The sequence below is a fragment of the Xanthomonas sp. PPL134 genome (genome assembly GCF_040595915.1).
In the GTDB taxonomy this organism is placed as follows: Bacteria; Pseudomonadota; Gammaproteobacteria; order Xanthomonadales; family Xanthomonadaceae; genus Xanthomonas_A; species Xanthomonas_A indica.
Window position 1 is genome coordinate 102,903 of the sequence record NZ_JAMDLL010000009.1, and the last position, 13,758, is coordinate 116,660.

At 68.9% G+C, this 13,758-nt stretch carries 17 protein-coding genes; 7 read left to right on the top strand and 10 right to left on the bottom strand.

All coding sequences use genetic code 11. The features are described from left to right. The first annotated feature begins 14 nt into the window (after nt 1-14). The 5 genes from M3U25_RS15745 (at nt 15) to M3U25_RS15765 (ending at nt 3,161) form a co-directional block, all read left to right on the top strand. Nucleotides 15-689: an energy transducer TonB gene (locus M3U25_RS15745; protein WP_242082628.1), complete on the top strand. Its 675-nt coding sequence runs from the start codon at nt 15-17 to the stop codon at nt 687-689. A 96-nt stretch (nt 690-785) separates the two neighbouring features. Continuing rightward, entirely contained in the window at nt 786-1,550 is a 765-nt protein-coding gene (gene exbB / locus M3U25_RS15750; protein ID WP_010340667.1) for a TonB-system energizer ExbB, read from the top strand. A gap of 40 nt (nt 1,551-1,590) precedes the next feature. Further along, nucleotides 1,591-2,016 (top strand): biopolymer transporter ExbD, encoded by a 426-nt coding sequence (locus M3U25_RS15755; protein ID WP_010340666.1) that lies wholly within the window; start codon nt 1,591-1,593, stop codon nt 2,014-2,016. A 3-nt stretch (nt 2,017-2,019) separates the two neighbouring features. Further along, nucleotides 2,020-2,433 (top strand): biopolymer transporter ExbD, encoded by a 414-nt coding sequence (locus tag M3U25_RS15760; RefSeq protein WP_010340665.1) that lies wholly within the window; start codon nt 2,020-2,022, stop codon nt 2,431-2,433. Between the two features lie 320 nt (nt 2,434-2,753). Beyond that, nucleotides 2,754-3,161, top strand: a complete 408-nt coding sequence (locus M3U25_RS15765) for a biopolymer transporter ExbD (protein ID WP_355501672.1) — start codon at nt 2,754-2,756, stop codon at nt 3,159-3,161. A 221-nt stretch (nt 3,162-3,382) separates the two neighbouring features. Here M3U25_RS15765 and M3U25_RS15770 read toward each other — a convergent pair whose 3' ends face one another. The 3 genes from M3U25_RS15770 to cls all read right to left on the bottom strand — a co-directional run bounded on the left by M3U25_RS15770 (nt 3,383) and on the right by cls (nt 5,989). After that, entirely contained in the window at nt 3,383-4,135 is a 753-nt protein-coding gene (locus M3U25_RS15770; RefSeq protein WP_355501669.1) for a pyridoxine 5'-phosphate synthase, read from the bottom strand. Between the two features lie 13 nt (nt 4,136-4,148). Further along, a complete protein-coding gene (locus M3U25_RS15775) occupies nt 4,149-4,415 on the bottom strand; it encodes a hypothetical protein (protein WP_010340662.1) in 267 nt (88 codons plus the stop codon). A gap of 101 nt (nt 4,416-4,516) precedes the next feature. Next, entirely contained in the window at nt 4,517-5,989 is a 1,473-nt protein-coding gene (gene cls, locus M3U25_RS15780) for a cardiolipin synthase (RefSeq protein WP_242157878.1), read from the bottom strand. Between the two features lie 391 nt (nt 5,990-6,380). Between cls and M3U25_RS15785 the strand changes: the two genes are divergently transcribed. Then, nucleotides 6,381-7,466 (top strand): PA0069 family radical SAM protein, encoded by a 1,086-nt coding sequence (locus M3U25_RS15785; protein ID WP_355501663.1) that lies wholly within the window; start codon nt 6,381-6,383, stop codon nt 7,464-7,466. Nucleotides 7,467-7,645: 179 nt separating this feature from the next. On the opposite strand, the gene M3U25_RS15790 is transcribed toward M3U25_RS15785, so the two are convergent. The 7 genes from M3U25_RS15790 to M3U25_RS15820 form a co-directional block, all read right to left on the bottom strand. Further along, the gene (locus tag M3U25_RS15790; RefSeq protein ID WP_355501661.1) at nt 7,646-8,353 is read right to left on the bottom strand and encodes a 2OG-Fe(II) oxygenase; all 708 of its coding nucleotides are present in this window, start codon (nt 8,351-8,353) and stop codon (nt 7,646-7,648) included. An 84-nt stretch (nt 8,354-8,437) separates the two neighbouring features. Further along, complete coding sequence (locus M3U25_RS15795) at nt 8,438-8,803, bottom strand: hypothetical protein (protein WP_355588656.1); 366 nt, start codon at nt 8,801-8,803, stop codon at nt 8,438-8,440. After that, nucleotides 8,743-9,015: a hypothetical protein gene (locus M3U25_RS15800; protein WP_355501655.1), complete on the bottom strand. Its 273-nt coding sequence runs from the start codon at nt 9,013-9,015 to the stop codon at nt 8,743-8,745. The genes M3U25_RS15795 and M3U25_RS15800 overlap by 61 nt, the downstream gene beginning before the upstream one ends. Nucleotides 9,016-9,221: 206 nt before the next feature. Continuing rightward, complete coding sequence (locus M3U25_RS15805; protein ID WP_355501652.1) at nt 9,222-9,734, bottom strand: hypothetical protein; 513 nt, start codon at nt 9,732-9,734, stop codon at nt 9,222-9,224. Between the two features lie 81 nt (nt 9,735-9,815). Then, the gene (locus M3U25_RS15810; protein WP_242157895.1) at nt 9,816-10,139 is read right to left on the bottom strand and encodes a hypothetical protein; all 324 of its coding nucleotides are present in this window, start codon (nt 10,137-10,139) and stop codon (nt 9,816-9,818) included. Between the two features lie 260 nt (nt 10,140-10,399). Then, nucleotides 10,400-11,416, bottom strand: a complete 1,017-nt coding sequence (locus M3U25_RS15815; protein ID WP_184646907.1) for a class 1 fructose-bisphosphatase — start codon at nt 11,414-11,416, stop codon at nt 10,400-10,402. A 119-nt stretch (nt 11,417-11,535) separates the two neighbouring features. After that, a complete protein-coding gene (locus M3U25_RS15820) occupies nt 11,536-12,003 on the bottom strand; it encodes a MarR family transcriptional regulator (protein ID WP_242082613.1) in 468 nt (155 codons plus the stop codon). Between the two features lie 68 nt (nt 12,004-12,071). Here M3U25_RS15820 and M3U25_RS15825 point away from each other — a divergent pair, with 68 nt between their 5' ends. Continuing rightward, on the top strand, nt 12,072-13,559 hold the full coding sequence (locus M3U25_RS15825; RefSeq protein WP_355501646.1) for an FAD-dependent oxidoreductase: 1,488 nt from the start codon (nt 12,072-12,074) through the stop codon (nt 13,557-13,559). The last annotated feature ends 199 nt before the right edge of the window (nt 13,560-13,758 follow it).

Genomic DNA, 13,758 nt, shown 5'->3' on the forward strand with positions numbered 1-13,758 from the left:
CGAGTCATTGGCGCATGACGGAACAACTGGTCATCCATCGGCAGTACGACAAAGATGACGCCTCCGGCCTCAGCTGGCCGCGCATCATCGGTATTGCCTTCGTAATCGCGCTGCATCTTGCGGCGCTGATGTTGCTGCTGATTCCGGCCGTTGCGCCCAAGGCGGTGGCGGAGAAGGAACGCAACATCATGGTCACCCTGGTGGATGCACCGCCGCCGCCTCCCCCGCCGCCGCCGCCGCCGCCGAAGCCGCCGGAAACCCCGCCGCCGCCGGTGAAGAACCTGGCGCCGCCGAAGCCGACCCCGCTGCCGCCGCCGCCGGAAGCCCCGGTGATCGACGTGCCGGAGCCGCGCCCGAACGACGTGGCCACCCCGCCGTCGCCGCCTGCGCCGCCGGCCGCACCCTCGGACATCAGCGCTAGCGTCGATATTTCGTCGAAGAACATGAACCCGCCGAAGTACCCGCCGGCTGCATTCCGGTCGGGCGCACAGGGCGAGGTGATCCTGATCATCGACGTCGATGCCAGTGGTAACGTCACGAACGTTGCCGTCGAGAAATCCAGCCGCAACCGCGACCTGGACCGCGCCGCCATGGAAGCAGCGCGCAAGTGGCGGTTCAATGCCGCTGTCGTCAATGGACAGAAGACTGCCGGCCGCGTCCGCGTCCCGGTCAACTTCGCGCTGAACTGATACAAGGGTTCGCGGGCCGGCGCACCGCCGGTCCGCACGGCCTGTCTACTCTTTGCACCACCCTCATCACCACCACACACAACAAAGGTAAGCGTCATGCTGCAGGAAATTTTCATCGCCGCTGCTGCGGGGGGCAACAACGCATCGAACGCCCTGTCGCAGATGGGCTTCGAGCACCTGATCACCGAAATGACCTCCAAGCCGGGTGACTTCGCCGTCTCCTGGGTGGTGCTCATCACCCTGATCATCATGTCCGCCTCGTCCTGGTACTGGACGATCATCAACATCTTCCGCGCCACCCGCCTGAAGAGCCAGGCCGACCGCGTCACCAGCCTGTTCTGGGATACCCCGAATGCGCAGGACGCCATCCGTGCGATGGAAGAGCAGCCGGCTTCCGAGCCGTTCTCGAAGATTGCCCTGGACGCCGCGCAGGCCGCTGCGCACCACCAGCGCGCCGAAGCCGGCACCGGCACCGGCCTGGGCGAGACCCTGAGCCGTTCGGAGTTCGTCGACCGCGCCCTGCGTCAGGCCGTGACCCGCGAAAGCACCAAGCTGCAGTCGGGCATGACCCTGCTGGCGACCGTCGGTGCGACCGCGCCGTTCGTCGGTCTGCTGGGTACCGTGTGGGGCATCTACGGCGCGCTGATCAAGATCGGTGCCACCGGCTCCGCCTCGATCGACGCCGTGGCCGGCCCGGTCGGTGAAGCGCTGATCATGACCGCGATCGGTCTGTTCGTCGCGATCCCGGCCGTGTTCGCCTTCAACTTCTTCAGCAAGGTCAACAGCTCGGTGATCGCCAAGTTCGACACCTTCGCTCACGACCTGCACGACTTCTTCGCCACCGGTTCGCGCGTTCGCTGATCCCGGCTAAGTCGTCCACGCAACGTTAACGGAGCCCGTTATGGCTTTCAGTAGTGGTAACAGCGGCGGCCCCATGGCCGACATCAACGTCACGCCCCTCGTGGACGTGATGCTGGTGCTGCTGATCATCTTCATCATCACGGCACCGCTGATGTCCCACAAGGTCAAGGTGGAACTGCCCCAAGCCAACTTGAAGCAGGATCCGGACAAGGACGACAAGCGTTCGAATCCGATCACGCTGGCGGTCAAGGAAGATGGGTCGCTGTACTGGAACGATGAGCCGATCTCCAAGGAAGCTTTGGAGTCGCGCTTCTCGACCGCCGCACAGCAGACCCCGCAGCCGCCGCTCAACCTGCGTGGCGACCGCACCACCAAGATGCGCACGATCAACGAGATCACCAAGATCGCGCAGAGTCAGGGCATGCTGGACGTCGGCTTCGTTGCGACCAAAGAGAAGGGGAACTGAGCCATGGCGTTCAGCTCAGGAGGCGGCCGTGGTCCCATGGCCGACATCAACGTCACGCCGCTGGTCGACGTGATGCTGGTGCTGTTGATCATCTTCATCGTGACCGCGCCGATCATGACGTACCCGATCGACGTGGATCTGCCGCAGCGGGTCATCAACCCGCCGCCGCAGTTGCGCGATCCGCCGCCGCCGATCGATCTGCGGATCGATGCGTCGAACCAGGTGTTCTGGAACAACAGCCCGGTGGCGGTGAGTGCGCTCCCGCAGATGATGGAAAACGAAGTCCAGCGCGATCCGACCAACCAGCCGGAACTGCGCATCGATGCCAATCCGGATTCCGAGTACGAAGTGATGGCCAAGGTGCTGGCCGCCGCCAAGAACTCGGACATGAAGAAGATCGGCTTCGTGCAGCAATAAGTTTCACCGCAATTCGCTTCACCGCTACACCTCAGTCATGACGCGACTGCAAACGCCACCGGCAACGGTGGCGTTTTTTTATGCGCGGACGGAAGCCCCTCCCTGCCCGTTCGCCAGGCATGCCCGGTCCGCGGCCGGATGCGCTGAAGCGTCATGTAGCCGAGTGGTCCGGACACGCGCCTCCCGTGCCCCCTGCAGCCTGCGTGTCCGCCGCCTGGGCCAAGCCCGCATGCCCGCGCCATCCTTGGCCGCCCACTCGCACATCGCCGCGGCCCAGGTGTAGGCTGGTGGCGCGACACCACACCCACAGGAGGCTGGCCATGGCGTTCAGTGCTGCAGGGAATCGGGGACCGCTGGCGGAGATCAATGTCACCCCGCTGGTCGATGTGATGCTGGTGCTGTTGATCATTTTCATCGTCACCGCGCCGATGCTGACGCGGACGATCACCATGGACCTGCCGCAGCGGACGCCGGCACTGTCCAGGCCCTTGCAGCCACCTGACCCGATCCAGTTGCGCCTGGATGCCAGCGGCCAGTTGTTCTGGAATGCCTCACCCCTGCCCTTGCGCGAGTTGCAGCCGCGCCTGCAGCAGGCGATGGCGCAAGCCGCCGGCAATCCGCCCGAGCTGCGCATCGATGCCAGCCCGGATGCCGACTACGACGCCATGGCCAAGGTGCTGGCGGCGGCGAAGAACGCCGACGTCCAGCGCATCGGCTTCGTGCAGTAAGCGGCGGCCCGCCGGACCGCGATGTGTTGCGACGCCACCGATAAGGTGGCGTCGTGCATGTCGTGCGCCGCTCGTCGTTCCGGCTTGAGGGCGGCAGTGCAAGACGCGCCGTGACCAGCTTGCGCTGAGCGCGACAGCCCTGCGGAACGTGATCGCTGCGGCTGCGCCAGCAAAGTGCGCCTGACTCCAGAGCGGCGCCTGCCTCGCAGAGATTGTCCGGCTCAGCGTGCGCCGGACAGCACCGCCAGATAGCCCTTCACCGTGGCGTCCAGCCCGGCGTAGAGCGCCTCACCGATCAACGCGTGGCCGATCGAGACCTCCAGCACCTGCGGCACGTGTGCCAGGAACGCGCCGAGGTTGGCCTGGGCCAGATCGTGGCCGGCGTTGACGTCCAGGCCGGCCGCCTGCGCGCGGCGTGCGGCGGCCGCGAACGGCGCCGCCGCGGCGCTGTCGCCCCGCTCCCATGCGGCCGCATAGGGGCCGGTATAGAGCTCGATGCGGTCGGCACCCAGTTCGGCCGCCACCGCCAGCTCGGGGTTGTCGGCATCGACGAACAGGCTGACCCGGCAGCCCAGCGCCTTCAGTTCGGCGATCAGCGGGCGCAGGCGCGCACTGTCGCGGCCGAAGTCGAAGCCGTGGTCGGAGGTGAGCTGGCCGTCGCCGTCGGGCACCAGGGTCGCCTGCGCCGGGCGGGCCTGCGCGCACAGGGCGATCAACCCGGGATAACCGGGCCGTGGGGGTGCGAACGGGTTGCCCTCGATGTTGAATTCGACGCCGCGGTCGCGGGTCAGCTCGGCCAGCGCCAGCACGTCTTCGGCATGGATGTGGCGGCGGTCCGGCCGCGGGTGCACGGTGATGCCGTGCGCCCCGGCATCCAGGCAGGCGCGCGCGGCCTCGAGCACGCTGGGCAGGTCGCCGCCGCGCGAATTGCGCAGCACCGCGATCTTGTTGACGTTGACGCTGAGCTTGGTCATCGCCGGCGTGCCGTTACGGCGCCGCGGCGTCGTCGCTGGCGGCGGCCGCGGCGCGGCGCGCCTCGGCCTGCTCGCGCAGCCGGCGCAGCTCGGCCGGGTCGATCATCGGCATCGCATCGCGCTGGCTGGCGTCGCCGATCTTGGCCACGTACCAGCCGCGCGCCCAGGCCAGCAGGAAGGCCAGCGCGGCCAGCAGGCTCACCACCAGCAACCACATGTGCGGCGTCGTGAACGCCAGAACGAAAGCACCCAGCGCAAGCGGCAGAAAGAGCCAGTACATGACGATCTCCCCAAGGATGGCGCAGTGTAGCGCCGCCGGGCGTGCCGGTTCCACGTGGCGCCACGGCCGGTGCGGGTGGCCCGGCCGCCGGGGCGCCGCGACTACAGCAGCGGCGAGGTGAGCCGCGCCACTGCCTCCGGCAGCCGATAGCGCCACAGCGAGCGCTTGCGGTCGTCGCGCACACGCACCGCATCGGCCATCTCGCCTTCCAGCAGCTCGGCCAGCTGCCGGGTCAGCCCGTGGTCGCGGAACAGCGTGGCGACCTCGAAATTGAGCCGGAAACTGCGGTTGTCGAAGTTGGCGCTGCCGACCAGGCACAGGTCCTCGTCGGTGATCAATGCCTTGGTGTGCAGCATGCGCGGGCCGTATTCGTAGATCCGCACGCCGGCCTGCAGCAGTTCGTCGAAGTACGAGCGCGCGGCCAGCGTCACCAGCCGCGAGTCGCTGCGCTTGGGCACCAGCAGGCGCACGTCCAGCCCGCCCAGCGCGGCCGAGGTCAGCGCCATGCGCGCGGCCTCGCCCGGCACGAAGTACGGCGTGACCAGCCAGACCCGGCGCTGTGCCTCGTAGATCGCCGCGACCTGCAGGCGGTGGATGCTCTCCCACGACGAATCCGGTCCCGACACCAGTACCTGTGCCTGGATGCTGCCGGCATCGCGGCTGGGCATGTCGTTGGGCCAGATCCGCGCCATGTCGAAGGCGTCGCGGCCCTGGCGGGTGGCGTACAGCCAGTCTTCCACGAACACCAGCTGCAGGCTGCGCACCACGTGGCCCTCGCAGCGCAGGTGCAGGTCGCGGTAGGCATCGGCGCGCAGCGCCTCGTTCTCCTCGTCGGTGACGTTGATGCCGCCGGTGAAGGCGATGCGGCCGTCGATCACCACGATCTTGCGGTGGGTGCGCAGGTTGACCCAGGGCCGCTTGAACTTGAACGGCCGCAGCAGCTGGGTGGGATGGAACCAGGCCACCTCGGCGCCGGCCTCCAGCAGCGGCCGCAGGAAGCGCTTGCGTACCTGCGAGGAGCCGACCGCATCCAGCAGCAGGCGCACCCGCACGCCGGCACGGGCGCGCTCGACCAGCGCGTCGCGGATGCGCGTGCCGGTGCGGTCGGGATTGAAGATGTAGTACTCCAGGTGCACGTGGTGCTGGGCGGCACCGATGTCGCGCACGATCGCCTCGTAGGTGGCCGCGCCGTCGACCAGCCACTGCACCGCGGTGGCCGAGCTCGGCGCCAGGCCGGTGGTGGCCTGGGCGATCTTGGCCAGCTCGGTGCAGTCGGCGTCCGGCGGGCAGACGCTGCTGTAGTGCTCCATGCCCGAGCGCGAGCGGCCGCGGCGCAGGCGCTGCCGCTTCACCTTCTGCGGGCCCAGCAGGTAGTAGATGACGAAGCCGAGGTAAGGCAGGGCGGCCAGCGACAGCACCCAGCTCAGCGTCGCCGCCGGCTCGCGCTTCTGCAGCACGATCCAGCCGCTCAGCCACAGGATGTACAGCAGGTAGGCGGCGGTGAGGTAGGCGCCGATGTGCGGGATACCGGTCAGCCGGTCCCAGGTGTTCTGCAGAGTCGCGATCACGAGCATCGGCGGATTCTAGAGGGTGGCGCGGAGGTTGCGGCGAAGGCGATACCGGCGCGGGATGGCGCGGTCGGCCTGCGCGACGCGGAGGCCGCCTGTCTTGCTGCTGGCCACCGGCGCCGCGAACCGACATGGCCTGCATCGTGTATGACACCCGCTCGCGGCTGCCGCGTGACACCCGTGGGGACCTGTTCGCGAGCGAGTGGGGATCGGCCCCGGCAAAGCGCGGCATCATCTCGGCCGGGTCACCGTGAGCGTCGACCTGCTGCGCTGACAGCGCGTCCAATGCCTGCGCGAAGGAGGAAGATGACCATGCCGCGGTCGTCGGGCTGAAAGATTCAGCGCGGCGGCAGGCACCGTCGCATCCGCCGAGACGCTCGGCGCGTAGCCTATGCCGATGAGCACTGCCATCAAGGGCCGCGGCGCCGGCAGCCACCTGCCCGGCCGCTTCGAACGGACCGTCAGCCAGGCCGAGGACGACGGCTGGCACCCCGACGACAGCGAGGAGTTCGCCGCCCCGCGCCTGCGCACCCAGGTGAGCGAGGAGACCGCGCGCAGCATCATCAGCCGCAACCAGTCGCCGGACGTGGGGTTCGCGCAATCGGTGAACCCGTACCGCGGCTGCGAGCACGGCTGCAGCTACTGCTTCGCCCGTCCCAGCCATGCCTATCTGAACCTGTCGCCGGGGCTGGACTTCGAGACGCGGCTGTTCGCCAAGACCAATGCCCCGGAGTTGCTGCGCCGCGAACTGGCCAAGCCCGGCTACGTGCCCAGCCCGATCGCGCTGGGCATCAACACCGACGCCTACCAGCCGATCGAGCGCAAGCTGCAGCTGACCCGGCGCCTGATCGAGGTGTTCGCCGAGACCCGCCACCCGTTCTCGCTGATCACCAAGAACGCGCTGGTCGAGCGCGACCTGGACCTGCTGGCGCCGCTGGCCCGTGACAACCTGGTCAGCGTGCACTTCTCGGTGACCTCGCTGGACGCGCGGCTGTCGGCCAGGCTGGAGCCGCGCGCCTCGGCGCCACACGCGCGGCTGCGGGCGATGCGTACCCTGCACGCCGCCGGGGTGCCGGTCGGGGTGATGGTGGCGCCGGTGATCCCGTGGATCAACGACCATGCGCTGGAAGCGGTGCTGGAAGCGGCCCGCGAGGCGGGCGCCGAGTCCGCCGGCTACGTGCTGCTGCGCCTGCCGCACGAAGTGGCGCCGCTGTTCCGCGACTGGTTGCAGGCGCACCACCCCGATCGCGCCGCGCACGTGATGAGCACGGTGCAGCAACTGCGCGGCGGCAAGGACTACGACAGCACCTTCGGCAAGCGCATGCGCGGCGAAGGCGTCTACGCCGACCTGCTGGCGCGGCGCTTCGCCCTGGCGCACAAGCGGCTGGGCTACGCCGCGTTCTCACGCCGGCAACTGGACTGCAGCCGCTTCGTCAAACCGCTGCCGCCGCGCCCGCCGTCGCCGCAGGGCGAGTTGTTTTGAGCGGGGAGTGGGGACTCGGGAGTGGGGATTCGTCGAAAGCAGGGAGTAGGGATTTGAGATGCGGGATTCGCAAAAGCGGCGCGACGCCGCGGTCCGCCGCCATTGCAATTCAACCGCCAAGAAAGCCGCTCTTGCGAATACCCAATCCCCAATCCCCACTCCCTGCTTTCGACGAATCCCTACTCCAGGCCGTACAACGCCTGGGCTGATTGGAACAGGATCCAGCTGGTGGCGATGAACTTGTCGCCGCGCTGGGGGCGGTTACCGCGGTGGGTGTGGGTGAAGGCGGTGGGGGCAATCAGCAGGCTGCCGGCGCGCGGGACGATCTTGCGACGCTGGAACAGGAACTCGGTCTCGCCCTCGTCGAAATCGTCGTTGAGGTACAGGGTCCACAGCAGATGCCGGTGCAAGGTCTCGGCGCCGGGATCGCGCGGATACAGTTCGCAGTGCCAGTACGGATAGCCACCCTCGCCGGCCTCGTACCACTGCAGGTTGATCGCCCCCGGGCGCAGGCAGGTGCGCGCCAGGTTGGACAGCGCGGCATCGTCGAGCAGGGCGAAGTCGTCGGCACTGAGCCGGTGCGGCTGGCCGTCGGCGCCCGGTACCTGCAGCATCAGCGGCGAGATCAGGGTCTGCGGGTACTTGCGCAGGTAGCCCAGCAGCCCGCCGAACACGGCCTGCTGCAGTCGTTGTTCCACGTCGCGCCACGGTTCCAGGCCGCTGATGCGCAGGTCGCGGCTGCGCTTGAGCTCGGGAAACACGCCGCTGCCGACTTCGCCGGGCCGCAACTGGGTGCTGCCGCGCAGGCGGCGCAGGATGGCGGCGCAGTCCTCGCGGGACATGGCGCCCTCGAACACTTCGATGAAATCGGGATGCGGGTCGGACATCGCGCGACCTTACCAGCGATTTCGCAGGGTTGCAGCCGCAGCGACGCGGCCGCCAGCGATTGGCGCGGCGACGCAGCCGCCGCCTCAGGCCAGCGGCGGCGGGTACGGACTGGCCTTGAGCAGGCGCGCCAGGTGGGCGGCATTGCTGGCGGCGGTGGTGATGGTGTCGGCCAGCACCTTCGGCGTCTGCTTCACGTCCCGGTAGGCGGTGCTGCCCATGGCGTCGCCGGCCCAGTATGGCGGGCTGCCGCCGGCGATGCTGGAGCCGACGTCGGTGAGCCAGTGGTACAGGTCGGCGCTGACCTTGTGCGCGCCGTCCTCGTGCCTACCACTGCGACATGGCCGCTGGCCGCCGCGCTTCAGCGGAACAGGTGCCGCGTTGCCCGACGCTAGCGCTTGTCGGTGGCCGCCGGGTTGCCGCGGATCGCGATGCCCAGCAGCGCCAGCCACACCGCCAGCGCCAGCAGGGTCGGCAACTCGAAGCGGCTGGAGTTGTACAGGGTGAAGCTCCTGGCGGCGAAGAACAGCAGCGTCCACAGCGCCAGGTTGATCAACACGATGCGCTTTCGCCAGCGGTGGCGGGTGAACAGCGCGATGACGGTGGGCATCAGCGCGACCGGTGCGGTGGCGAAGAAGAACAGCACGACGAGGGTCTGGTTCATGGGGTTCCTCCCGCCCGGTACGGACCAGGTGCACGTGACGACCGCCTGCGGTCATCGCGCTCGCGCAGGCCGCCACACTGCCGCTACCCTACCGCAGCCACCACGCCAGGCAACCGCGGACACAGCGGCGGCGGTGCACATCAGGGTGACGTCGCGGCGGACGGATCTGTCATCCAACAGGATGCAAGCGAAGGCGCGCAGCGGCCTCAGTGCGCCGCACTCGCGGGCCAGACCCGATCGACCAGGTCGCCGATCTCCATCGGCGCCCCTTGGCCCTCGGTGGCACGCTGCCAGGCCGCTGGTGCTGGCCCTTGGCGCTCGGTCGGCGGCGCGTCCCACAGGGTGACGTTGAGCGCGAACACCACCACGCCGCCCTTGGCCTGGAACGGCGGCACCCGCTCCAGTGCCGTGACCAGCGTCGTTGCCGTCGCATCGGGAAGTGCGGGTGCCAGATCCAGCCAGATCCTGGAACGGCCGCCGGGGCGGACGGCCACCGCCACGAAGCCGGCGGCAGGCCGGGGCGTGCCGACCCGCGCCAGTTCGCGCGACGCCGCGGCGTTCAGCGCCTTCACATACGCCGCCAGCGCTTCGATGTTCCCGGCACGCTCGTGCATCACCGCGTCGGGCTGCAGCAGCATCAGGTTCTGCATGCGAAAGGGTTCGGCCGCCGACAGCATGCCGCTCCACAACACCGCCGCCAGCATCACGCACCAGCGCATCGGAACCTCCTTGTTCGTCTTGATGGCTGCATCCTGCCGCATCGCTGCGCCCCCGGCCAGGGGCGCGGCGTGCGTGTGCGATCAGTACAGCAGGTCGACGTAGTGGATCTTCTTCGCACCGAAGCCGCCACAGCCCTCGCTGGTCGTGAACTGCAGCACGACCTGGGTCCTGGAAGAGGCAGCGGAGAGGATGGCCGAATACTTTTCCTTGGCGATGGTATCCGCGGAAAAATCGATTACCCAGCGCCCGTCGGACGCGCACTCGTTGTTGGTCGGCTGGTTCTCCAGCCAGACGGAGGCGTAGTTGGATTCGACCACCACACGGGTGATCTTCCCTTGTTGCGTGGTGTCGGCACAGGCCACACCCGAGACGAGCAGCAGCAACAGCCCGAAGACACGTTTCATCGCACTTTCCCCTGTTTGCGTTGTTTTACCGCCACCGGCGCTACGACCGCGATAGCGCACATCATCGCGCCGAGGCACCGCCCAGGAGCGACGGCTGCCGTTCCAGGACGATCTCGCCGAAGCGCAATACGCCGCCTGTGGCGGATTCCCCCTGCACCACCGCGGCCATGCGTCGGCGTTGCGGCAGCGACTATACGGCAGTGCGGGCGACAGCCGCCATCGTCCAGGGGACCTGGACGCGCGACTGTCGCGCCGTCCGCTCAGCCCTGGCGGCTGTCGTGCTCCAGGTGATACCGCACCGCCTCGGCCACTTCGTTCTTGGAGCCCAGGAACACCGGCACGCGCTGGTGCAGTTGCTCCGGCTGCAGGCCGAGGATGCGCGCGCGGCCGGTGCTGGCGGCGCCGCCGGCCTGTTCCACCAGCATGCCCATCGGGTTGGCTTCGTACATCAGCCGCAGCTTGCCGGCCTTGCCGGGATCCTTCTTGTCCCAGGGATAGATGAAGATGCCGCCGCGGGTGAGGATGCGGTGCACGTCGGCGACCATGCTGGCAATCCAGCGCATGTTGAAGTTCTTGCCGCGCACGCCTTCGCTGCCGGCGAGCAGGTCGGCCACGTACTGCTGCATCGGCGCTTCCCAATGGCGCTGGTTGGACATGTTGATCGCGAACTCGGCAGTGTCCTCGGGGATGCGCATGTCGGCCTGGGTCAGCAGGAAGCTGCCCTCCTCGCGCTCCAGGGTGAAGGCGTGGGTGCCGTGGCCCAGGGTCAGCACCAGCATCGTGCTGGGGCCGTAGATGCAGTAGCCGGCGGCGACCTGCGCGGTGCCCGGCTGCAGGAAGTGCTCGTCGCCGGGCTTGTCGGTGCCCGGCGGTGCGCGCAGCACCGAGAAGATGGTGCCGACCGAGACGTTGACGTCGATGTTGGAGCTGCCGTCCAGCGGGTCGAACAACAGCAGGAAATCGCCGCTGGGGTACTTGTCGGGCACCGGCTGGCAGTGGTCCATCTCTTCCGAGGCGCAGGCGGCGAGGTGGCCGCCCCAGGCGTTGGCTTCGAGCAGGATGTCGTTGCTGAGCACGTCCAGCTTCTTCTGCGCCTCGCCCTGCACGTTGCCGGTGCCGGCATCGCCGAGCACGCCGCCCAGCGCGCCCTTGCTGACCGCGATGGAGATGCGCTTGCAGGCGCGGGACACGATCGTGATGAGCTGGCGCAGTTCCGGGCCGATACGCCCGGCATGCTGTTCTTCGATCAGGAAGCGGGTCAGCGACGTTCGCGACATGGGCAGGGCGGCCTTGCGTGAGAAGGGGACCGCCATTGTCGCGGGTTGCGCCGCGGATTTCGATGCGCCGCGCTGCACGCGCGTCGAAACGCCGCGTAGCGGCCGACGCGCGCGTGCCGCTATGGCGTGCGCTCGCCGGCTTCGAGGGCAGCGGCGAACTTCGCCATCAGCCGCACCAGATCCGTCACGTCCTGCGGCGCCCAGGAGGCGAAGATCCGCCGGCCGATGCGCTCGCGTGCCGCATCCAGACGGTCGGTCATGTCCTTGCCCTTGGGCGTGACGGTGGCCTCGCGCAGGCGCCGGTCCTGCGCGTTGCCGCGGCGTTCGACCAGCTCCATCGCCGCCAGCTTGGCGACCTGGCGGCTGATGGTCGTGTAGTCGCGGCCCAGGCGCTCGGCCAGGTCCACCACCCCGATCGGCCCGAATCGCTCGATCACCACCAGCAGGCGGAACAGCGCCTGGTCCAGGGTCAGGCCGGCTTCTTCCAGCAGTCGCGCGTCGTTGCGCGGGCGGTTCATCACGCTGGCGATGCTGACCATGGACAGGTGCAGCGACTTCAGTTCGGGCGAGATATGTGTATCTTGCACTCTCTTATCGGCAGGCATATCGTCCTCTCCAGTTAAGTGCATTTTGCACATTTATGGAGCCTGCAGCGATGACGATGTCCCCCGAGGTGGTGATCTGCGGTGCCGGCGCGGCCGGTTTGACCCTGGCGATCGAACTGGCCCGCCGCGGGGTCGCGTTCCGGCTGCTGGAACAGCGCGACCAGCCCTTCCCCGGCTCCCGCGGCAAGGGGATCCAGCCACGCAGCCAGGAGATGTTCGAGGACATGGGCCTGATCCATCGACTGTTCGCCGCCGGTGGCCTCTACCCGGTGTCGCGCACCCATCGCGCCGACGGCAGCTGGGTCGATACGGTCGTGGTGGACGGCGGTCCCGCCACCCCGGCCGAACCCTATCGCAGCCCGTTGATGGTGCCGCAGTTCCTGACCGAAGCGGCGCTGCGCGCGCGCCTGTCGGAACTGGGGCACCAGGTGGAGTTCGGCCATGCCTTGCTCGATTTCGCGCAGAACGCCGAGGGCGTCACCGTACGCGTGGCCACGCCGGCCGGCGAGCAGACCATCGCAACGCGCTACCTGATCGGCGCCGACGGCGGCCGCAGCGCGGTGCGCCCCATGCTGGGCATCGGCTTTCCCGGCCAGACCCTGGGCGTGCGCGCCGTGGTCGCCGACATCGTGCTGCACGGGCTGCCGCGTGATGCCTGGCATACGTTCTACGAGGACGACAACGCGCGGCGCATTTCGCTGTGCCCGTTGCTGGGCACGGCGCTGTTCCAACTGCAGGCGCCGGTGCCGCGCGACGGCGAGGTGGACCTGTCGGTCGCGGGCCTGGCGGCCATGCTGCGCGCGCGTACCGGCCGCGACGACCTGGTGATCGACCGCGTCTGTTGGGCATCGGCTTATCAGATGAGCGCGCGCTTGGCCGATCGCTACCGCGCCGGGCGCGTGTTCCTGGTCGGCGATGCGGCGCACATCCATCCGCCGACCGGCGGCCAGGGGCTGAACACCAGCGCCCAGGATGCGTACAACCTGGGCTGGAAGCTGGCCGCGGTGCTGCGCGGCGCGCCCGCCGCTCTGCTCGATACCTACGAGGAAGAGCGGCGGCCGATCGCCGCCGCGATGCTGGGCCTGTCCACGCGGCTGCTCGATCGCGCCCGCCACGGCGACCAGCGGCGCGGTCGCGAGGTGCAGCAGCTCGACCTGCAGTACCGGGCCTCGTCGCTGTCGCTGCAGGCCGACGCGGGCGAGCGCCGGATACTACAGCCGGGCGACCGGGCGCCGGATGCGCCGCTGCGCGGTGCGGGCGGGCAGCCGCTGCGGCTTTTCGAGGTCTTGCGCGGCACCCACTGGACCCTGCTCGGCTATGCCGCCGATCGGGCCCTCGCCCCCGGGTGCCGCGGACTGCACGTGCACATCATCGGTCCGGCCGGGGATCTGCGCGATGTGCACGGCCACTTCGCCGACGCCTACGCACCATACCCGGGCGAGTGGCTGTTGGTGCGTCCGGACGGCTACGTCGCCGCACGGGTGGCGACCCCGGACCTCGCGGCGCTGATCGGCCATTTCCAACGGCATGCGGCGTGACCTGCGCTGGCGCCTGCGCAGGTGGCACAGGATGCCGTGCGGCGACCCGATCGATCGCGCCACACGTCACAGCGCCGCCTGCGCGATCCCGCCCCAGGCGCGCCGGCGTTGGCGGCGGGCATAAAAAAACCGGGAGGCTTGCGCGCTCCCGGTGCGATGTCCTGGCCGGACTGCATCAGGCCGCCAGGCGGCGGCCTCG

Excerpts from the sequence above, each read along its gene's own strand:
- M3U25_RS15745 (WP_242082628.1), top strand. The coding sequence starts at position 15 with ATGACGGAACAACTGGTCATCCATCGGCAGTACGACAAAGATGACGCC.
- exbB (WP_010340667.1), top strand. The coding sequence starts at position 786 with ATGCTGCAGGAAATTTTCATCGCCGCTGCTGCGGGGGGCAACAACGCA.
- M3U25_RS15755 (WP_010340666.1), top strand. The coding sequence starts at position 1,591 with ATGGCTTTCAGTAGTGGTAACAGCGGCGGCCCCATGGCCGACATCAAC.
- M3U25_RS15760 (WP_010340665.1), top strand. The coding sequence starts at position 2,020 with ATGGCGTTCAGCTCAGGAGGCGGCCGTGGTCCCATGGCCGACATCAAC.
- M3U25_RS15765 (WP_355501672.1), top strand. The coding sequence starts at position 2,754 with ATGGCGTTCAGTGCTGCAGGGAATCGGGGACCGCTGGCGGAGATCAAT.
- M3U25_RS15770 (WP_355501669.1), bottom strand. The coding sequence starts at position 4,135 with ATGACCAAGCTCAGCGTCAACGTCAACAAGATCGCGGTGCTGCGCAAT.
- M3U25_RS15775 (WP_010340662.1), bottom strand. The coding sequence starts at position 4,415 with ATGTACTGGCTCTTTCTGCCGCTTGCGCTGGGTGCTTTCGTTCTGGCG.
- cls (WP_242157878.1), bottom strand. The coding sequence starts at position 5,989 with ATGCTCGTGATCGCGACTCTGCAGAACACCTGGGACCGGCTGACCGGT.
- M3U25_RS15785 (WP_355501663.1), top strand. The coding sequence starts at position 6,381 with ATGAGCACTGCCATCAAGGGCCGCGGCGCCGGCAGCCACCTGCCCGGC.
- M3U25_RS15790 (WP_355501661.1), bottom strand. The coding sequence starts at position 8,353 with ATGTCCGACCCGCATCCCGATTTCATCGAAGTGTTCGAGGGCGCCATG.
- M3U25_RS15800 (WP_355501655.1), bottom strand. The coding sequence starts at position 9,015 with ATGAACCAGACCCTCGTCGTGCTGTTCTTCTTCGCCACCGCACCGGTC.
- M3U25_RS15805 (WP_355501652.1), bottom strand. The coding sequence starts at position 9,734 with ATGCGCTGGTGCGTGATGCTGGCGGCGGTGTTGTGGAGCGGCATGCTG.
- M3U25_RS15810 (WP_242157895.1), bottom strand. The coding sequence starts at position 10,139 with ATGAAACGTGTCTTCGGGCTGTTGCTGCTGCTCGTCTCGGGTGTGGCC.
- M3U25_RS15815 (WP_184646907.1), bottom strand. The coding sequence starts at position 11,416 with ATGTCGCGAACGTCGCTGACCCGCTTCCTGATCGAAGAACAGCATGCC.
- M3U25_RS15825 (WP_355501646.1), top strand. The coding sequence starts at position 12,072 with ATGACGATGTCCCCCGAGGTGGTGATCTGCGGTGCCGGCGCGGCCGGT.